Below are 15,459 nucleotides of genomic sequence, written 5' to 3'. Positions count from 1 at the left end.
CGATATATTCATCATATACCAAAGAGAAGGCGAAAAGAAACGCTATTTTCCCATTTTCGATCTGTGCCAGGATACGGTCCTGACCGGAATCCCTAGGTCTTTCGCTATACGCCCGATGCCGTCTCCTATGGCGGTTCGATTCTCTATGACCCACCGTAGCTGGGCCACCGATATATCCGGCCTGGCCTTTAAAGGTCTGCTGAAGAGATTTGAGAGCGGCATGGTCCCCCTTGGGGTCGTGGTCCAGGTGGAGGAGGCGGTCCTCTGAACAGTTGAAGGGCAGTATCCCGTCCTGTCCCCGACGTCCTCCAGTGTGGCTGATCCTGGTGCAGGGGAGAGGCCGGTAAGGTAGCTCCTCTGAATATCCCCTAGAGCTAAGGCCACCGCGATCTTGGTAGAATAACGCCTGGCCATGTCCTTGACCACCTTCAGCCCCTCCCTGGTCATAGCGTCGATCCTGTGGTCGTCCCACTCCAACGGGGTCATCCTTATCTTTGGCAAGTTCTCCTCCAGTAGGACCGCCGCCCTGATCCCATCGGGATAGAGTGCCACCTCCGGCACAACCGGGTGGGCTCTCTCGGCCCTCCCGGGGGAGGGGTCCAGGCGGGATAGCTCGTCCATCGCCGCCTTGGTCCTCTTTTCCGTCCATCCAAGGGATATGGCGGCCTGAGAGTAGCCTCCTGAGGTGAGGGCCTCCGAGGCCTCCCTTAGAAGGGTTGCCCCGTCGCCTTGCTCCCTTCCCATTCTAGCCAGCTGTAGGAGCAGACAGTGTGTGAGATCCCTGGCGAATATGCCTGGCGGATCCAGAGAACCTCTAGCCTGGTCCAGTATCTCCGTCAACGATTCAGGGTCTAGTCCAAGGTTCTCGGCGATATCGACCTCCGAACCAGCGAGATATCCCCTGTAGTCCAGCCAATCCACCAGATCTCGAGAGAGGGAGTCCCTTCTTCCCTTTAGGGCAGGAAGGGCCGCCATCTGGACTATCAGGTCGTCGCCGATGGACGGTTGGGAGGTCAGCCGCTCCTCCCAACCGTCCCAGTCCCCGATGGATCTAGGGGGGTCCACCCTGTATATCAGGTTATCCCCTAGCTTAGATGAAAGATGTTCGGTAAGTTCCGGCAGTGGCATGGTGAGGATCTTCAGCTCTTGAATGAGTATCGGAAGGGGCAGAGGTTGTAGCTCAAGCCTCTGAACGGGGGACGGCGTTACGTTAATCGATGCCATGTTTCTGGAGCCTTCTTATAAGGGCGTACCGCGATAGCCCAAGGGCCGATGCGGCCTTTGTCCTGTTTCCCTCGGAGAGGTTCAGCGCCCGCTGGAGAAGTCTCCTCTCGAATTGGTCGACCTGTAGCTGAAGAGGGCGACCGTCGTGATTTCCCTGGTTTTCGTCCGAGGGCAGGCCGTCCAGCATCTCCTGAGGGAGGTCCTTCAGGGAGATGATGTGGTCCGTCGGGTCCTTCAGTATAAAGAGCCTCTCCACCAGGTTTTTAAGCTCTCTGACGTTGCCCGGCCAGTGGTACGAGGAAAACACCTCCTCCACGTCCTGAGAGGGAATCAACGGCGACCTCCCCAGTCTTTCGCTGTAGAGGGACAGGAAATGGGCCATAAGCTCCGATATGTCCTGCCCTCTCTCTCTGAGAGGCGGGAGGTCCAAAGGCAGCATGGAGATCCTGTAAAAAAGGTCTGGCCTGAAACTGCCCTGGGATATCCGATCCTCCAGGTTCACGCAGGTAGCGCAGAGGACGTTCAGGGACACCTGGATCTCCCTGGAGGCCCCGATAGGGCGGAAGGTCCGGGAGTCCAGAAAACGGAGCAGCTTTCCCTGTAGGGACAGAGGCATATCCCCTATCTCGTCCAGAAACAGGGTTCCTCCGTCGGCCATCTCCGCAAGGCCCTTTTTGTCCGAGCTGGCCCCGGTGAAAGAGCCTTTTCTGGAGCCGAATAGCTCGGTCTCAAGCAGGGTTTCCGGTATGGCGGCGCAGTTTATGGCCACAAAATCGCCGTGACACTGGGCCCCGCTGTGGAGCATTCGGGCCACTACTTCCTTGCCTGTGCCGCTCTCTCCCCTTATGAGTACGTTGATATCCCTGTGTCTGGAGACCTTCTCGACAAATTCGTTGATCTTTTTTATTCCAGAGGAAGAGCCTATCATGGAGAGGGCTCGGGCGTTTTCCATCCTGGAGACCTTCCTCGACAGTCCTATGGCCTCCGATGCCCTTTGGGCCATGTTGAGGGCGGCTTCAAGGGGGAAGGGCTTATCTAGGTAGTTGAAGGCCCCCTCCCTTATGGCCCTTACTACCAAGGCCGAGTCGCCGAAGGCGGTCATCACTATGACCTTGGTCTCCGGCGATGTCTGTAGTATGTGGGGCAGGGCCTTCAATCCGTCGCCGTCCTCAAGCCTCACGTCCAGAAAGACTATCTCCGGTGTTCCACCATCTAGTAGGCCCTTCAGTCCTCCTAGGCCGGGAACGGTCTCTACATGGTAGCCCTTTCTGGTAAAGGCTATCTTAAGCCCTTCCGCAAGGGCCCTTTCGTCCTCGACTATCCAGATTTTCAACGAAAATCCCCTCCTTCATCAGGGAACCACAGGTCGAACGCCGTTCCCTCCTCCGACGATCTATAATCTATACTTCCTCTGTGTAACTCGACTATCCGGTATACCACCGATAATCCGAGGCCCGTTCCCTCGGGCTTTGACGTGACGAAGGGATCGAATATCCTGTCTTTTATCCTCTCAGGTATTCCCGATCCACCGTCCTCCACGGAGAGAGCGGTTCCATCACGGGATTTTTGTACCTTTAACGATATGGCCCCCCCATCCTGGGTGGCCTCTATACCGTTCAGTATGAGGTTCAGAAGCAGCTGCTGTAGTTGCCCTCGATCCGCCCAGATAAAGGTATTTTCCTCGATCTCCTGATGCCACTCAAGCCCTTGATCTCTGAGTTTAACCCTGACCATTCTGTGGCACCAGTCCAGTATTTCGGTGGGGTCCACCGGTCCCGCCAGAGGAGGAGAGGGCCTGGCGAAGGAGAGCAGCTGGGTTACCACCCGATTAAGCCTGTCCAGTTCGGAGCTCAGGATTTCAAGGGAATCTACGTCCTCTCCCTCCAGGGAGGGGCCTATAAGGTCCAGATGTATCCTCATGGACGCAAGGGGATTTTTTATCTCGTGGGAGACTCCGGCGACTACCTCTCCGAGGGCCGCCAGCCGTTCCATGCGGGATATCTGTCTCTCCATGGCCTGCCAGCCCTTAAGGCCTTGGACCATGTCGTTAAAGGCGTCGTTGAGGGTCTCCAGCTCGTAGGATCCCGCCTTTTCCCTCGGTATGTCCGAAAGGTCGCCTTTGGCCACTCTGGAGCAGGCCCATACCAGTCTTTTCAGCGGTCTGGTGATCCAGTATGCCATGAACACCGCCATCTCCGCGGACAGAAGAAGACATATCATCGCCGCGACCAGGAGATGTCTCCTCCTGTGTAACACCGACTGGAGAATGGCTCCTCTGTCGGGCCTCAGGTACCACAGTGCCCCATCGGAGGTTAAAAGCCTCTCTCCAGGACCTTTTTCGCAGGTCACGATCCACCGCTCTCCCTGTCTTTCCATGATGTACACCGCTTCGGCGGACGTTATATCCCCCTCTCTTGCTGTAAGGTCACCTATGATCTCCCTCTGTTGGGCGAGGGTCTCCCTGAAATCCATGGACAGGGACATAGTGATAAGCACCAAGGTAAGGGAGAGGGCCATAGCGGTGACCATCCCTTTTATCCTGGTCTCCAGGCTGGCCCTCATGGCTTTCTCCCTAAAAACCACCATAACAGCCCCTCCATGACCAGAGAGGGCAACATGGCGATCTCCGGTGCCATTTGAAAGAACCACACTAAGCAATTGTAGGTCAGCAGGGCGGACCCCATCGCCCCGAAAAGGCCTTTTCTGCCGGAGATCCCTGGCATGTAGAGGGGAAGTAGAAAACACAGGGCCACCATGGACCAGCTGTATCTCCCTAGCTGTAGTATTCCAGGGAGGGGCAGATGGCTGAGAAACAGGGCCACCGTGGCTATGGCTCCCACGGCCACCCTGTTTCTGAACAGAAAGTCGTCCTCCTCCATAGGATCCTGAGAAGGTATTCTCCCCTCTCCCTGGAGGTCGTAGCAAAAGGACGAGGCGGCCAGAAGGAGCTGGGAGTTCGCCGTGCTGACCGCCGCCGCCAGAACCCCCACCATCAGCATAGCCAGAGGGAGAGGGGGCAAAGTCGCCTCCATCAGCCTGGAGAAGAGGGCCTCCTGGCTTGGACCGGTCACGAAGGGCATCATGACCTTGGCTCCTAGTCCCGTAATGGTCAGACAGAGATATATCCACGCTATCACCAGAGAGCTTATGGCCACCGTAAAGGCGGCGGTTCGACGGTTCCGGCAGGACATGAGCCTGATACAGTATTGGGGGTTTGCCGCTACTCCCAGTCCCCAGCCCAGTGCCATGGCGAAGGATCCGAATCCCCCTCCCTCCGGCCAGGGACGAAGGAGAGAAGGGTCGTTTGCCCTTATTGACTGATGTATAGACGGTAGCCACCCGGTCTGAGAGCCGATGGCCCAAGCGGAGGCGGTGACGGCGACCACTATGACCATAAGGTTAAGGCCGTCGCTCCTGACCACCGACGACAGTCCGCCGAAGGTGGTGTAGAGGACGAAAAGGTAGACCAGCAACGACGCCATCCCCCTCCCTATATCGAGCATAGATCCCACAATGGCACCGAAAGCCCTGAACTGGATAACCAGATATACGGTGTAGACGACCATCAGGCCAAGGGCGGAAAGAAGTCGCAGTCTTTCGTCGCCGTACCGATCCTCCAGCCACTGTGGGAGGGAGAGAGCCCGGCTTTTCCTGAGCCTGACGATAGCCAGAGGTAGGAGAGGGAGCCCTAACATCCAGCCGTTTACCGAGGTGGTGAAGGCGGTGTAGCCCTGCTGATGGAGGAGGACGGTGTAGCCCAGCAACGAAGCGGCGCTCATCCAGGTGGCCCCGAAGGATCCGACGGAGGGCCAGAGCGAGATACTCCGGCCCCCGAGGTAAAATGTCCTTCTGTTTTCCTTCCATTGAAAGGCCTGTCCCGCCAGGAGGATCAAAGTCAGGCCGTATCCCCCGAAGGCCAACAGGCCCAGTATGTTGGACTGTAAGGTCATTTCTTTCTGCCCCAGATCAACATAATCCACGGTATCACCGTGAGAATCCCGAAGGAGGCCCAGGAGATCCAGTAGGGCCTGGTGGACAGGAACTCCACGGGATCAGTTTTTCAGCTTTAGGTGTTCCGTCAGGAAACTTTCCATGGCTCGGTAGAAATCGAACCGATTTTCCTGATTGCGGAATCCGTGTCCCTCGTCGTCTTTGACCATGTACTGGACCTCGATCCCTCTGGCCCTCATGGCCTCCACCATCTGGTCCGACTCCGCTTTTTTGACCCTGGGATCGTTGGCTCCCTGGGCTATGAAAAGGGGGGCGACTATCTTGTCGGCGTGAAACACCGGCGATATCTCCTTAAACAGCTCTGCGTCCCTCTCGGGGTGGCCGATGGTCTCGTACATCTTCTGTCTTGCCAGCTCCCAGTAGGGAGGGATCGACTCAAGCAAGGTGAACAGGTTTGCCACTCCGACGTAATCTATGCCGCAGGCGTAGAGATCCGGTGTCCGTATCAGCCCCATCAACGTAGCGTAGCCACCGTAGGATGCCCCGTAGATGGCTATCCTGTCTGGGTCTCCTATGCCCTGTTCTATGAGCCACTTTACTCCGTCGGTTATGTCGTCCTGATGTTTTCTGCCCCACTGTTTGAAGCCCGCCATCCAGAAGTCTTTGCCGTAGCCTGTGGAGATGCGGTAGTTGACCTGAAGCACCGCCACCCCTCGGTTGGCTAAAAACTGGACCTCCGGGCTGTAGCCCCAGGTGTCCCGAACCTCCGGCCCTCCGTGGGGGTTCACCACTACCGGCAGATCCTTTGCCGGGACTCCCACCGGTAGTGTCAGGTATCCGTGGATGGTCAGGCCGTCGTCGGTGACGTAGCTTATGGGCTTCATCTCGGCCATGTAACTTTCGTCGATCCAGGGGTAGAGGTCCGCCACCAGCCTGAACTCCTCCGGCTGGTCTAGGTCGTGATAGTAGAGTTTGCCGGGCATCCTGTCGCTGGCGACGGAGACGATCATCTTTCTCTCGTCTCTGCTCATGCTGGAAATGCCCACCGAATAGCCCGGGAAGCGGGATTCCAGTCTGGAGAACAGCTCTTTCGTCCGGTCGTCGAAGAAGTGACGTTGATTTTTCTCGGTGTAGTAGGTGGCTCCTAGTAGTTTCTTTCTCTCCCTGGACCACATTATCCCCGAGAGGTCCACGTCGTCTCTGTCGTAGAGCATCTCTCCGAAGGCCTTTTCCTGGGGATCGAAAAGGTAGAGCGCTTTGGTGTTTCTGTCCAGGTTGGACAGAACGTAGAGATCTCGGTTGTCTCCGCTGAAACCCACCGGTATAACCGAGTCGGTGAAGTCGGTGGAGAAGATGGGGTGAAACTCGTCGTCCTGGTTATCCCGGTAAAGGATGGTTCTCTTTAGCCCCTCCATGGCGTAGGCTATCCTTATATTGCCGTCGTGGTCGGTCATCCAGCCACCGATGGTTCCGGGGTTTTCCGCCACCATCTCCATCTCTCCGGTGTGTATGTTTACCTTGTAGACGTCGAAAATCTGGGGGTTGCGGCGGTTCATCTCGACCAGGATGTGATCGTCGTCGTCCTCAAGGTCGTCGAGGATACCCGCCCTTACTCCCTCGAAAGGGGTGAGGTCTTTAACGTCCGATCCGTCTTTCATCAGGACGTAGACGTGATAGTTCTCGTCTCCCCCTTTATCCTGAAGGTAGACAAGTGCGTCGTCGTTTACCCAGGCGTAGGCCCGAATGTCCCTCTCGGTGGAGGAGGTTATCCTCTTGGCCTCCTCCCCTATCTTTGCGACGTGGATGTTGAGCCGATCGTTCCAGGGTTGGAGAAAGGCGTAGTGAGTTCCGTTCGGCGAAATCCTGTAGGCGGTCTTCGTGGGCAGTCGAAAGAAGTCCTCCAGAGGCAATTTAGGGGGTTTTACCTCGGCGAATAGTGGAGACGCTAACATTATTACCGCCGTCGATGCGATGGCAATGGCAAGAGTGGCTTTCAATGTGGTATCCTCCTTATATGGTATGGTTGATTGTAATCTCTCCTGGCCATTATAGGCCATGGACGGGATAGGAGGGAGGCGGCCTGTGATAAAACGAGCTATTTTTGCAGCTCTAGCGGTTCTGACGGTAGTCGTCGTCGCGATTATCGCCTTTCGAGTTCCTACGGTCACCGTCGGCGTCGCGATCAACGACAGGGCGGCGCTGTCGGCGTCGGAGGGAGCTATGTTATCGGTGATACAGTCTTACGTCACCTGGTATAACGATCAAAAACGGCCTCTCCGTCTAAAACTGGAGATAGCCACCTACAGGGACGATCCCAACGAGGCCCTGGAGTTCCTGGCCTCCAAGGGGGTCGCCGCGGTGGTGGGGTTTCCCCTCTCCCTTGAGGCGGCCTTCGCCGTCCCTGTAGCGGAGAGGCTTCGGATCCCTGTTCTGTCTCCTGCTGCGTCCTCTTCGACTTTCTCCGGTAAAGAGGACTGGTTTTTCAGGGTGGTGGAGGATAGCCAGGGGGAAGGGGTTCAGATAGGGAGATTTTTAAGCGCTATAGGTGCCTCCAAGGTGGCGGTGTACAGATCTCCCTACAACGACGCCTACGTAAACCAGCTCGTAAACGACATGGAGGAGAACTCTTCTGTCAGAGTTGGTGGTATCTCAAGCTACCCAGGAGGGGCTAACGACCTCTCCGGCGACGCCATTTTGGTCGTGGCCGAGCCCTCCAGAACCTATTGGATTATCCAGGATATCCTTCTTCACTGGCCCCCTGTCCCGGTGGTGTTGGCGAGGTGGTCTCAGGGATCCGACTTTAAAACCTTGCTGGCTGTTCCAGGGGGCTACTTTTTCTTTTCCTCGACCTACGATCCATCGGAGATACCGGACGACCCTTTCACGACGTTTTTGGTGGCAGAACGAGACCTTGACCTTGGCCTGTTCGCCCGACACGGTGCTGCCGCCATGGCCTATCTCACCGATGTCCTGGAGGAGAACCCTAAGGCCAGAGGAGAGGCTCTGAGGTCCGCTCTCTCCCGTCCGAGGGAGGTTCTGGCCCCTGGGTGGAAATTCAACGTAGATCGCTTCGGCGATGCCTCTGCGAACCTGAAGTTCTTTCGTCTCAAGGATGGAACGGTATCGGAGGTGGAGCCATGAAGATTCGGTCCTTAAAGAGCTACGGTCGCCACCTGATAGCGGTCATGGCCGCCCTCGTCGTCGCCGGATCGTCTCTGGCTTTCTGGAGGACATGGGTGGTAGCGGTTCAAAACTACGATTCAGCTGTGGTCGATCAGTTTGATTATCTGTCTTTGTTTCTGGACGATAAGCTGAGAGGCTATCAAAAGGCCGTTCAGTTCTGGGGTTTTACGGGTATCAGCATGGAGGCGGAGCAGTTCATGATGTCCTTTCCCGAGATCCGGGGGCTTCTGCTGTCCGACAGAAAAGGTACAATACGATGGAGCAACCTGCCCTACGTCCAGGGAGGAATGGTTATCCCAAGTGAGATGTTATCGGGGAAGTGGATTCCGTCGTCCCTTTTCGGGGACGTATCGTCCCCAGGGCTTATAATATCCGTCCCTATTCCATCGGGATGGCTCATATGCGAGATAGATAGCTATCGACTGCTCAGCTCCATAAGGATAAGGGCGAAAGAGGACACCGCTATGGCTTTAGTATCCAGCGCTGGCCAGGTCCTGTATAGTTGGAGTCCCGACCTGCCGGTCCCTATAGGGTCGGTGCTACCTAGAGCGCTGTTGGCGGAGAGAAGCCAGAATTTAGACCTGTCCATAGGTAGGGCCCGCGCCTTTTCCAGGATGTTGGTCGGAGGGCTGTTCCTCGTCTCTGTGTATCCTGAGTCCGTGCTTTTCCAGGTCTCCGCCGTGCAGGCTCTGTCGGTGGCGTTGCTTATCCTGGTAGGCTCAGGCCTGTTTTTGGTCATATTCTGGAGAGGTTACGAGAGGGTCTCCAGCTCTTTCAGCCGATGGGTCCAGTTTCTCTTTGGAGCATCGGAGAGGGTAAACCTCTGCGATAACTCCCTTGAGATGTCCGAGTACCTGGTCGACTTTGACCATCAGATGGGAGCGCTGGAGCCCTCTTTCACCGAGGAAGGGGATCTGAGGGACGCTTTCGGCATACTCCTTCGGACCTTGAGCGACAAGGAAGAGACCCTTATGGCCTATCTGGAAGAGACCAAGGCCATGGAGGATAGCCTCAGGATGACAAACGCGGACCTTGAGCTCGCCATGGGCCAGCTGGAGAACATCCTCTGCCTAGCCCAGGGAGTTACCGATGGAAGGACCCTTCAGGGAATGGCTTCAAACATGGCGGAAAACCTCAAAAAGACCTTCCGGTGCAGCTTTTCCGCCCTAGTGGCTCTGAACAGAGGGGTTCCCTATATCTGGGGCGAGGCGGGAAATAGGTCTAGATCCCTTTCCCTCGATAAGCTGTCCTTCAGGGACAAAAAAATCTGTGACGAAAGCCGAACCCTCATAGTTCCCGTTCATTTTATGGATAAAGTGGCGGGCTACGTGGTTATGGAGGGCTGTGGGGAATACTCCCAGGAAAGGGTCAGCGAGGTCCTTCGGAGGTTCGCCCTCACCTTAGGTGGCCTCTTGCACGCCAACGAACTCCTGACGGAGGTCAGGTCCTCTTTCCATTATTTTGCCCTCAGGATGCAGGCTTTTACGGAGATATACCACGAGGAGACCGGAGGACATATCGCCAGGGTGGGAGAATACGCCGCTTTTATCGCCAGGGAGCTCGGCAGGGACGAAGCCTACGTGGAGGACATAAGGGTATACGCCCAGTTGCACGACTTGGGAAAGGTCAGGGTGAGCAGGGATATCCTTACGAAACCGGGTGCTCTGACGGAGGATGAGTTCAGGGAGATGAAGAGGCACGCTCCCTACGGTGCCGATATGCTAGGGGATTCTGCCTGGCTCGAGATGGCCAGAAATATCTGCCGCTACCATCACGAAAGATGGGATGGGTCCGGTTATCCCGAAGGTCTTTCAGGGGAGGCCATTCCCCTCGAAGGGAGAATAGTCTCTCTATGCGATGTTTACGATGCTCTGAGGGAGGAGAGAAGCTACAAGCCCGCCTTCTCCCACGAGGAGGCCAGCAGGATAATTCTAAAGGGAGACGGTCGGGTTATGCCAGGGCATTTTGACCCTGAGGTGCTCGATATCTTTAGGGTAAACGGCGACTTTTTCAGGGATATCCATGTCTCAATCGCCGACAATCATCAGGTGGATCGACAATCAGTATAAGGAGGTTTAAGGAGAAGATGTATTCTTTTGAAAAAGGCCAAAGGGCACTTAACCCCTACTTGGCAGGGGCGATTACAGGGGTGCTTTCGGTTGTTTCGGTGTTTTTGACGGGAAAGTTTTTTGGGGCTTCCACGACCTTCGCCAGGATGGGGGCGGCGGTTTACGGGGTTGTCGCCCCGGAGCGCGCTCTGACACTGGAGTATTTCGCGAAATATTCCTTTAAAGCGGACTGGCAGTTTCTTTTTCTCGTCGGCATTTTCCTAGGTGCCCTTCTGTCGTCCACGATGAACGGGACCTTCTTTATCGACGGTGTCCCCGAGCTTTGGAGGGAAAAGTTCGGTGCGAGACAGTGGCCTCGTCTGGTGGTCGCCTTTCTTGGCGGTATACTGGCCGCCTTTGGGGCGAGAATGGCCGACGGATGTCCCTCGGGCCACGGCCTCAGCGGCCTGATGCAGCTTTCGGTCAGTGGGGTAGTCTCTTTGGTCGCCTTCTTTGTCGGAGGCGTAGTTATGGCCAGGATAATATACGGAAGGAGCTGACGGTATGTTTGAGTCGATTATGGCCCTGGCGACGGGGCTGATCTTCGGTTTTCTGATGCAGAGATCGGAGGTCCTTAGGTACGACCGTCAGCTAGGCGCCCTTCTGATGGAGGATATGACCATAGTAAAGTTCATGATGTCCGCGGTCTGTACCGGCATGGTGGGGATACAGCTTCTGAGCCAGATGGGGCTTATCTCTTTATCGATAAAGTCGACGGTCCTTGGGACTAACCTGGTCGGCGGCGTGATTTTCGGCCTAGGTTGGGCCATGCTGGGATACTGTCCAGGGACGGCGGTAGGGGCCCTGGGAGAGGGAAGGGTGGACGCTTTAGCGGGAATAGCCGGTATGGTGGTCGGAGCTATTCTGTTCGCCGAGCTTTACCCCTTTACCAAACTATCGATCTTTTCCTGGGGGGACCTGGGAAAGATAACCTTGCCCTCCTACACCGATACCAGCCCCTGGCTGTGGGTGGCGGGCTTTCTCGCCTTAGCTGGAGGTCTGTCGGTCATATTCGACAGAAACGACCTATGATCGTGGTCAGACTTCTCGTCCTGGTCCTACTCCTGCCCCTTTTCTGGGGCGAGGTGGCCTGGTCTATGACGGTCCGGGCAAAGGCGGGACAGGTGCTGGCACTGGCTTTCAGAGGTCCTGTTCTTGACGGTCCTACCCTCGATCGTCTTAAGTCAATACAGCCAGGAGGGGTTATCCTCTATAGGTGGAACGTCGAAAACCCCTCTCAGGTCAAAGAGCTTATCTCCGATCTTAGAAAGAGATGCCCTCTGGACGAGCCGATAATGGTGGCTCTCGACCAGGAAGGAGGGTTGGTCGCCAGGATAAGGACCGATGATTCCGATTTTCCCGGCCTCATGGCCTTAGGAGCTACCGGGGATATATCCCTCGCCAGACGTCAGGGCTACGTCATAGGCACCCAGATGAAAAGCCTCGGTGTCGACGTCGATTATGCCCCGGTGGTGGACGTAAACAGCAACCCCTACAATCCGGTCATAGGGGTCCGTTCCTTCGGGGATAATGTCGATCTGGTGTCGTCTATGGGCGTCGCCATGATAGAGGGTTTTATGGAGTCCGGTCTGGGCTGTTCCGCTAAACACTTCCCGGGCCACGGCGACGTGGACATGGACTCACACCTTGACCTCCCCGTTCTGGACAGATCGCTGGACTCTCTGAGGGCTCTTGAACTCGTTCCCTTCAAGGCGGCTATTGAAGCGGGGGTTCCCGCTATTATGACCGCTCACGTGGTGGTCCCTGAGCTGACAGGTGATCTTCCTGCCACACTATCCCCTGCTATGGTGTCACTGTTGCGGGAGGAGATGGGGTTTGACGGGGTGATCCTCTCCGACTCGATGGGGATGAAGGCTATCTCCGATCGGTGGGGTGTCCCTGAGGCGACGGTTATGGCTCTCAAAGCAGGGGTGGACATGATACTCCTCGGTGCCGATCCCGCCTTTCCGCCGGAGAGACACGGAGAGGTCCACGATCGTATCGTTCAGGCTGTGGCCTCCGGCGAGCTCGATGAGGCGGTGCTGGATAGGGCCATAGACCGTATCGTGAAGTGGAAAAACTCCATAGGGCTTTACGGTGAAAGTGGACGTCCCCTGTGGATAGACGGCTCGGACCTGATGAGGGAGATCGCCGTTAATAGCGTCACCTTGATAAAAAGCGATGGCTCCCTGCCTATCGGCGATAGCTCGGTGTTGCTTCTTTGGCCTGAGGTCTCAATCGCCAAAGGGGAGATCCTGGCGAGTTTCCTCAGAGAATCTGGTGTAAAGGTCTCGCTGCAACCTTTTGACGAAAACGGTCATGAAGACCTTGTGGAGAAAGGGGCTTCTTTCGATAGGGTTTTAGTCGGGACTTACGACATCCTGAAGTACCGTTCGGCGGTGCCTCTTTTGGCCTCTTTAGGGGATAAAGTGGTCCTCCTCTCCATGAAAACCCCCTACGATGTAGTGGCCTATCCCGACGCTGGAACGGTTATCGCCTGTTACGGCGATCGGCCTGAGACCTTGAGGGCACTGTCCAGTGGCCTTACAAAAGGCGAGTTTTTCGGTAAGTTGCCGGTGGAGATACCCGGTCTTTTCCCTTTCGGATCGAAACTGGACGGTTTTTGATCCAAAACGCATAATTGTCTCCCACGAATCCCTCTGAAATGGTAAAATCGACGGGATGGTGGTAAGCTGTAATAGGTGTTACTCTAAGATCATTTGTGAATAACGGAAGGAGGAGAATTCTCGGTGAGTAAAAACAAACGCAATAGTCTCGACGAGGAAAAGAAGAACATTCAGACCGGGAAGGTCCAGGAGGGCGGTGCCCCTAAGGACATGTCCAGCGGTGCATTTCAGGAGGACGTGTGGGATGCCGATTCAGCCCAGTCCTGCACCAAGGAGAAGAAGTGCGCCACCCCGGAGGACGAGTCCCCATTGGCTTCCATCACCAACTGGTTCAACGGCCTTCAGCTATTTAACCAAGACGGAGATAAGAAGGACAAAGGCCCCAAGACGGGTAACTCCGGATCTAACGGTGGTTCTGACGGCGGAGAGGGCAACAAGTTCGTGGAGGACATGAAGGAAGAGCTGACCAAAAACTGGAGAAAGTACGCCATAGTCGGTCTCGTGCTTCTGATCCTTTTCAACGTCGTCTGGACCTTAATGGACAGCCGTATAGGCTCGGTTGCCGATGAGGGAGCCAAACAGGCCGCTGCGGTACAGGAGCTCAAGAAAGAGCTTGAGGCCGTTAAAGCCACCCTTGCGGACAAAGTTACCGCTATGGACGAGGCCATCAAAGGAGCCGGTGTCGCCATAGAGGGTATCCAGGGATCTCTTACGACCTTTGAGGAAGACCTCAAGGCCTTCGACGAGAAAGCCAGCGACGACCGTATGGTCATAGCCAGGCACGACGAGTACATCCGTCAGACCGTGGCGGATCGTAAGGCGGAGCTCAGGAAATACGCCAGAGATCTCAGGGTCTACGAGAGCCTGCTCGGCGAAGGTGGGGCTATTTCACTTCCCTCCGTACCTATGGTCGCAGCGGCTGCGGTTATGGAAGAGGCCGTCGGTCCCGTCAAGAGCACCCTTCAGCTCACCCAGGATAGCCTGAGCATCACCAGGGATACCCTGGCTATCACCAGGGATTCCCTCGAGAAGACCAGGGCTGACCTGCTGAAGAAGGAGAAGGATAACGCCGCTCTTACCGCCGACCTTGAGAGCTCCAGAAGAGACCTTCTCGCCCTTGAGACCAAGGTCGCCGAGCTTGAGAGAAAGTACAAAGACCAGTCTCTCGACCTCTCCCAGACCAAAGCGGACCTTGCGGTAAGCGAGAAAGAGGCCTCCGACCTTAAGCTGGAGATCTCCAAGACCCAGGGTTCCCTCAGGGAAGAGATAGAGAAGGCCAAAGAGGCCCTCAACGCTAAAGGCGCTGAGATCGAGTCCGTCCAGGCGACCCTTGCCGAAAGAGACGAGCAGGTCAAGGCCCTTGAGGCTAAAGTGGCAGAGCTTGAGGCCTCACTCAACGAAAAGTCCGAGGCCCTTTCCTCTGTGACCGAGGAGCTCAATGCCGTCAAGGAAGATTCTACCGCCAAGGCGAAGGATCTCTCCGAGAAATCCGGCCTTTTCGAGACCGTCCAGAAAGAGCTTGAGGAGCTTAAAGCCTCCTCCGAGTCCATGAAGGCGGACTTCGAGAAGTCCATGGAGGAGAAAGAAGCAGCCCTCACCGAGGCGAAAGCCAAGGTAGAGGAGCTTGTAGAGAAGCTCAAGAACTTCGAGGGTCTCTCGGAGAAAAACGTAGAAGAGGTCGAGGCTCTGAAGCAGGCTCTCGAGATGAAGCAGGCCGAGCTCAACGAGGCTATCGCCAGCATCAGAGCTCACGAGGAGCGTCAGAAAGCCCTTGAGGACAAGCTCATGATCCTCGAGAACCAGGCTCCTGCTGCCCCTGCGGAGGCGAAGCCCGCAAGCTAGAGAAGGCAAGTCGAGATCTTTGCGTAAAAAGGACCCCTTTTCGGGGTCCTTTTTTTGTAACTATTCGCACCCCCAAGTCAGGAAGAGAATTTGACCATCGAGAGCTCTAGGCATATTTGCTTTATTGTAACTATTCAGTCCCCTGCGAATTTAGCTCCTAAACCAGCAGTTTCTTAGTCTCTTGCAACGTGCTATCATGGCATCAGAATAAATCTGAAAGGAGTCCTATTCATGTTTCAGAAGCCCACCTATGAAGAGCTCTTCGAGGACACCCAGATGCTCAAGGCGATAATTAAGACCCTAAGCGAGACTCTTGAGAGACTGGAAGCCCGTATGGCAGAACTCGAAGCCATCCTGAAACAAAACAGCCAGACCAGCTCTAAGCCTCCTTCCAGCGACGGCTATAAAAAGCCCAAGCCGACCAGCTCCCGGAAGAAAAGCGACAAGAGTAAAGGGGCTCAGAAGGGCCATAAAGGAAGTGGCCTTCAGCTTCCCCATGAACCGGATAAAATCGTAGAGCATCT

12 protein-coding genes are annotated in these 15,459 nt (G+C 55.8%); 7 read left to right on the top strand and 5 right to left on the bottom strand.

Annotated features, from left to right (window positions below; genetic code table 11):
* Positions 1-42: 42 nt before the first annotated feature.
* The 5 genes from B9Y55_RS02265 to B9Y55_RS02245 all read right to left on the bottom strand — a co-directional run bounded on the left by B9Y55_RS02265 (position 43) and on the right by B9Y55_RS02245 (position 7,172).
* Positions 43-1,224 carry an RNA polymerase factor sigma-54 gene (locus B9Y55_RS02265; protein WP_085543738.1) on the bottom strand — a complete coding sequence of 394 codons (1,182 nt, stop codon included), beginning with the start codon at positions 1,222-1,224 and terminating at the stop codon, positions 43-45.
* Positions 1,211-2,557, bottom strand: a complete 1,347-nt coding sequence (locus B9Y55_RS02260) for a sigma-54-dependent transcriptional regulator (RefSeq protein ID WP_085543737.1) — start codon at positions 2,555-2,557, stop codon at positions 1,211-1,213. Before B9Y55_RS02260 ends, B9Y55_RS02265 begins: the two co-directional genes overlap by 14 nt.
* Entirely contained in the window at positions 2,554-3,810 is a 1,257-nt protein-coding gene (locus B9Y55_RS02255; protein ID WP_085543736.1) for a sensor histidine kinase, read from the bottom strand. Before B9Y55_RS02255 ends, B9Y55_RS02260 begins: the two co-directional genes overlap by 4 nt.
* Positions 3,783-5,174, bottom strand: coding sequence for a sodium:solute symporter family protein (locus B9Y55_RS02250; RefSeq protein ID WP_085543735.1), 1,392 nt, complete (start codon positions 5,172-5,174; stop codon positions 3,783-3,785). The genes B9Y55_RS02255 and B9Y55_RS02250 overlap by 28 nt, the downstream gene beginning before the upstream one ends.
* 102 nt (positions 5,175-5,276) lie before the next feature.
* A complete protein-coding gene (locus tag B9Y55_RS02245; RefSeq protein ID WP_234986099.1) occupies positions 5,277-7,172 on the bottom strand; it encodes a S9 family peptidase in 1,896 nt (631 codons plus the stop codon).
* Between the two features lie 85 nt (positions 7,173-7,257).
* Here B9Y55_RS02245 and B9Y55_RS02240 point away from each other — a divergent pair, with 85 nt between their 5' ends.
* The 7 genes from B9Y55_RS02240 to B9Y55_RS02210 form a co-directional block, all read left to right on the top strand.
* Positions 7,258-8,316: a type 1 periplasmic-binding domain-containing protein gene (locus B9Y55_RS02240; RefSeq protein ID WP_159448198.1), complete on the top strand. Its 1,059-nt coding sequence runs from the start codon at positions 7,258-7,260 to the stop codon at positions 8,314-8,316.
* Positions 8,313-10,427, top strand: a complete 2,115-nt coding sequence (locus B9Y55_RS02235; RefSeq protein ID WP_085543732.1) for an HD-GYP domain-containing protein — start codon at positions 8,313-8,315, stop codon at positions 10,425-10,427. The genes B9Y55_RS02240 and B9Y55_RS02235 overlap by 4 nt, the downstream gene beginning before the upstream one ends.
* Before the next feature lie 17 nt (positions 10,428-10,444).
* The gene (locus B9Y55_RS02230) at positions 10,445-10,966 is read left to right on the top strand and encodes a YeeE/YedE thiosulfate transporter family protein (protein ID WP_085543731.1); all 522 of its coding nucleotides are present in this window, start codon (positions 10,445-10,447) and stop codon (positions 10,964-10,966) included.
* A 4-nt stretch (positions 10,967-10,970) separates the two neighbouring features.
* Positions 10,971-11,498, top strand: coding sequence for a DUF6691 family protein (locus B9Y55_RS02225; protein ID WP_085543730.1), 528 nt, complete (start codon positions 10,971-10,973; stop codon positions 11,496-11,498).
* Positions 11,495-13,093, top strand: coding sequence for a beta-N-acetylhexosaminidase (gene nagZ / locus B9Y55_RS02220; protein WP_085543729.1), 1,599 nt, complete (start codon positions 11,495-11,497; stop codon positions 13,091-13,093). The genes B9Y55_RS02225 and nagZ overlap by 4 nt, the downstream gene beginning before the upstream one ends.
* Before the next feature lie 123 nt (positions 13,094-13,216).
* A complete protein-coding gene (locus B9Y55_RS02215; protein WP_085543728.1) occupies positions 13,217-14,935 on the top strand; it encodes a coiled-coil domain-containing protein in 1,719 nt (572 codons plus the stop codon).
* A 231-nt stretch (positions 14,936-15,166) separates the two neighbouring features.
* Positions 15,167-15,459: DUF6444 domain-containing protein (locus B9Y55_RS02210; RefSeq protein ID WP_234986098.1), on the top strand; the 293-nt coding region annotated here is incomplete at its 3' end.

Source organism: Dethiosulfovibrio salsuginis (assembly GCF_900177735.1).
In the GTDB taxonomy this organism is placed as follows: domain Bacteria; phylum Synergistota; class Synergistia; order Synergistales; family Dethiosulfovibrionaceae; genus Dethiosulfovibrio; species Dethiosulfovibrio salsuginis.
Note: the sequence above shows the minus strand (reverse complement) of the source record. Positions and strands in the feature narration are given on the sequence as shown.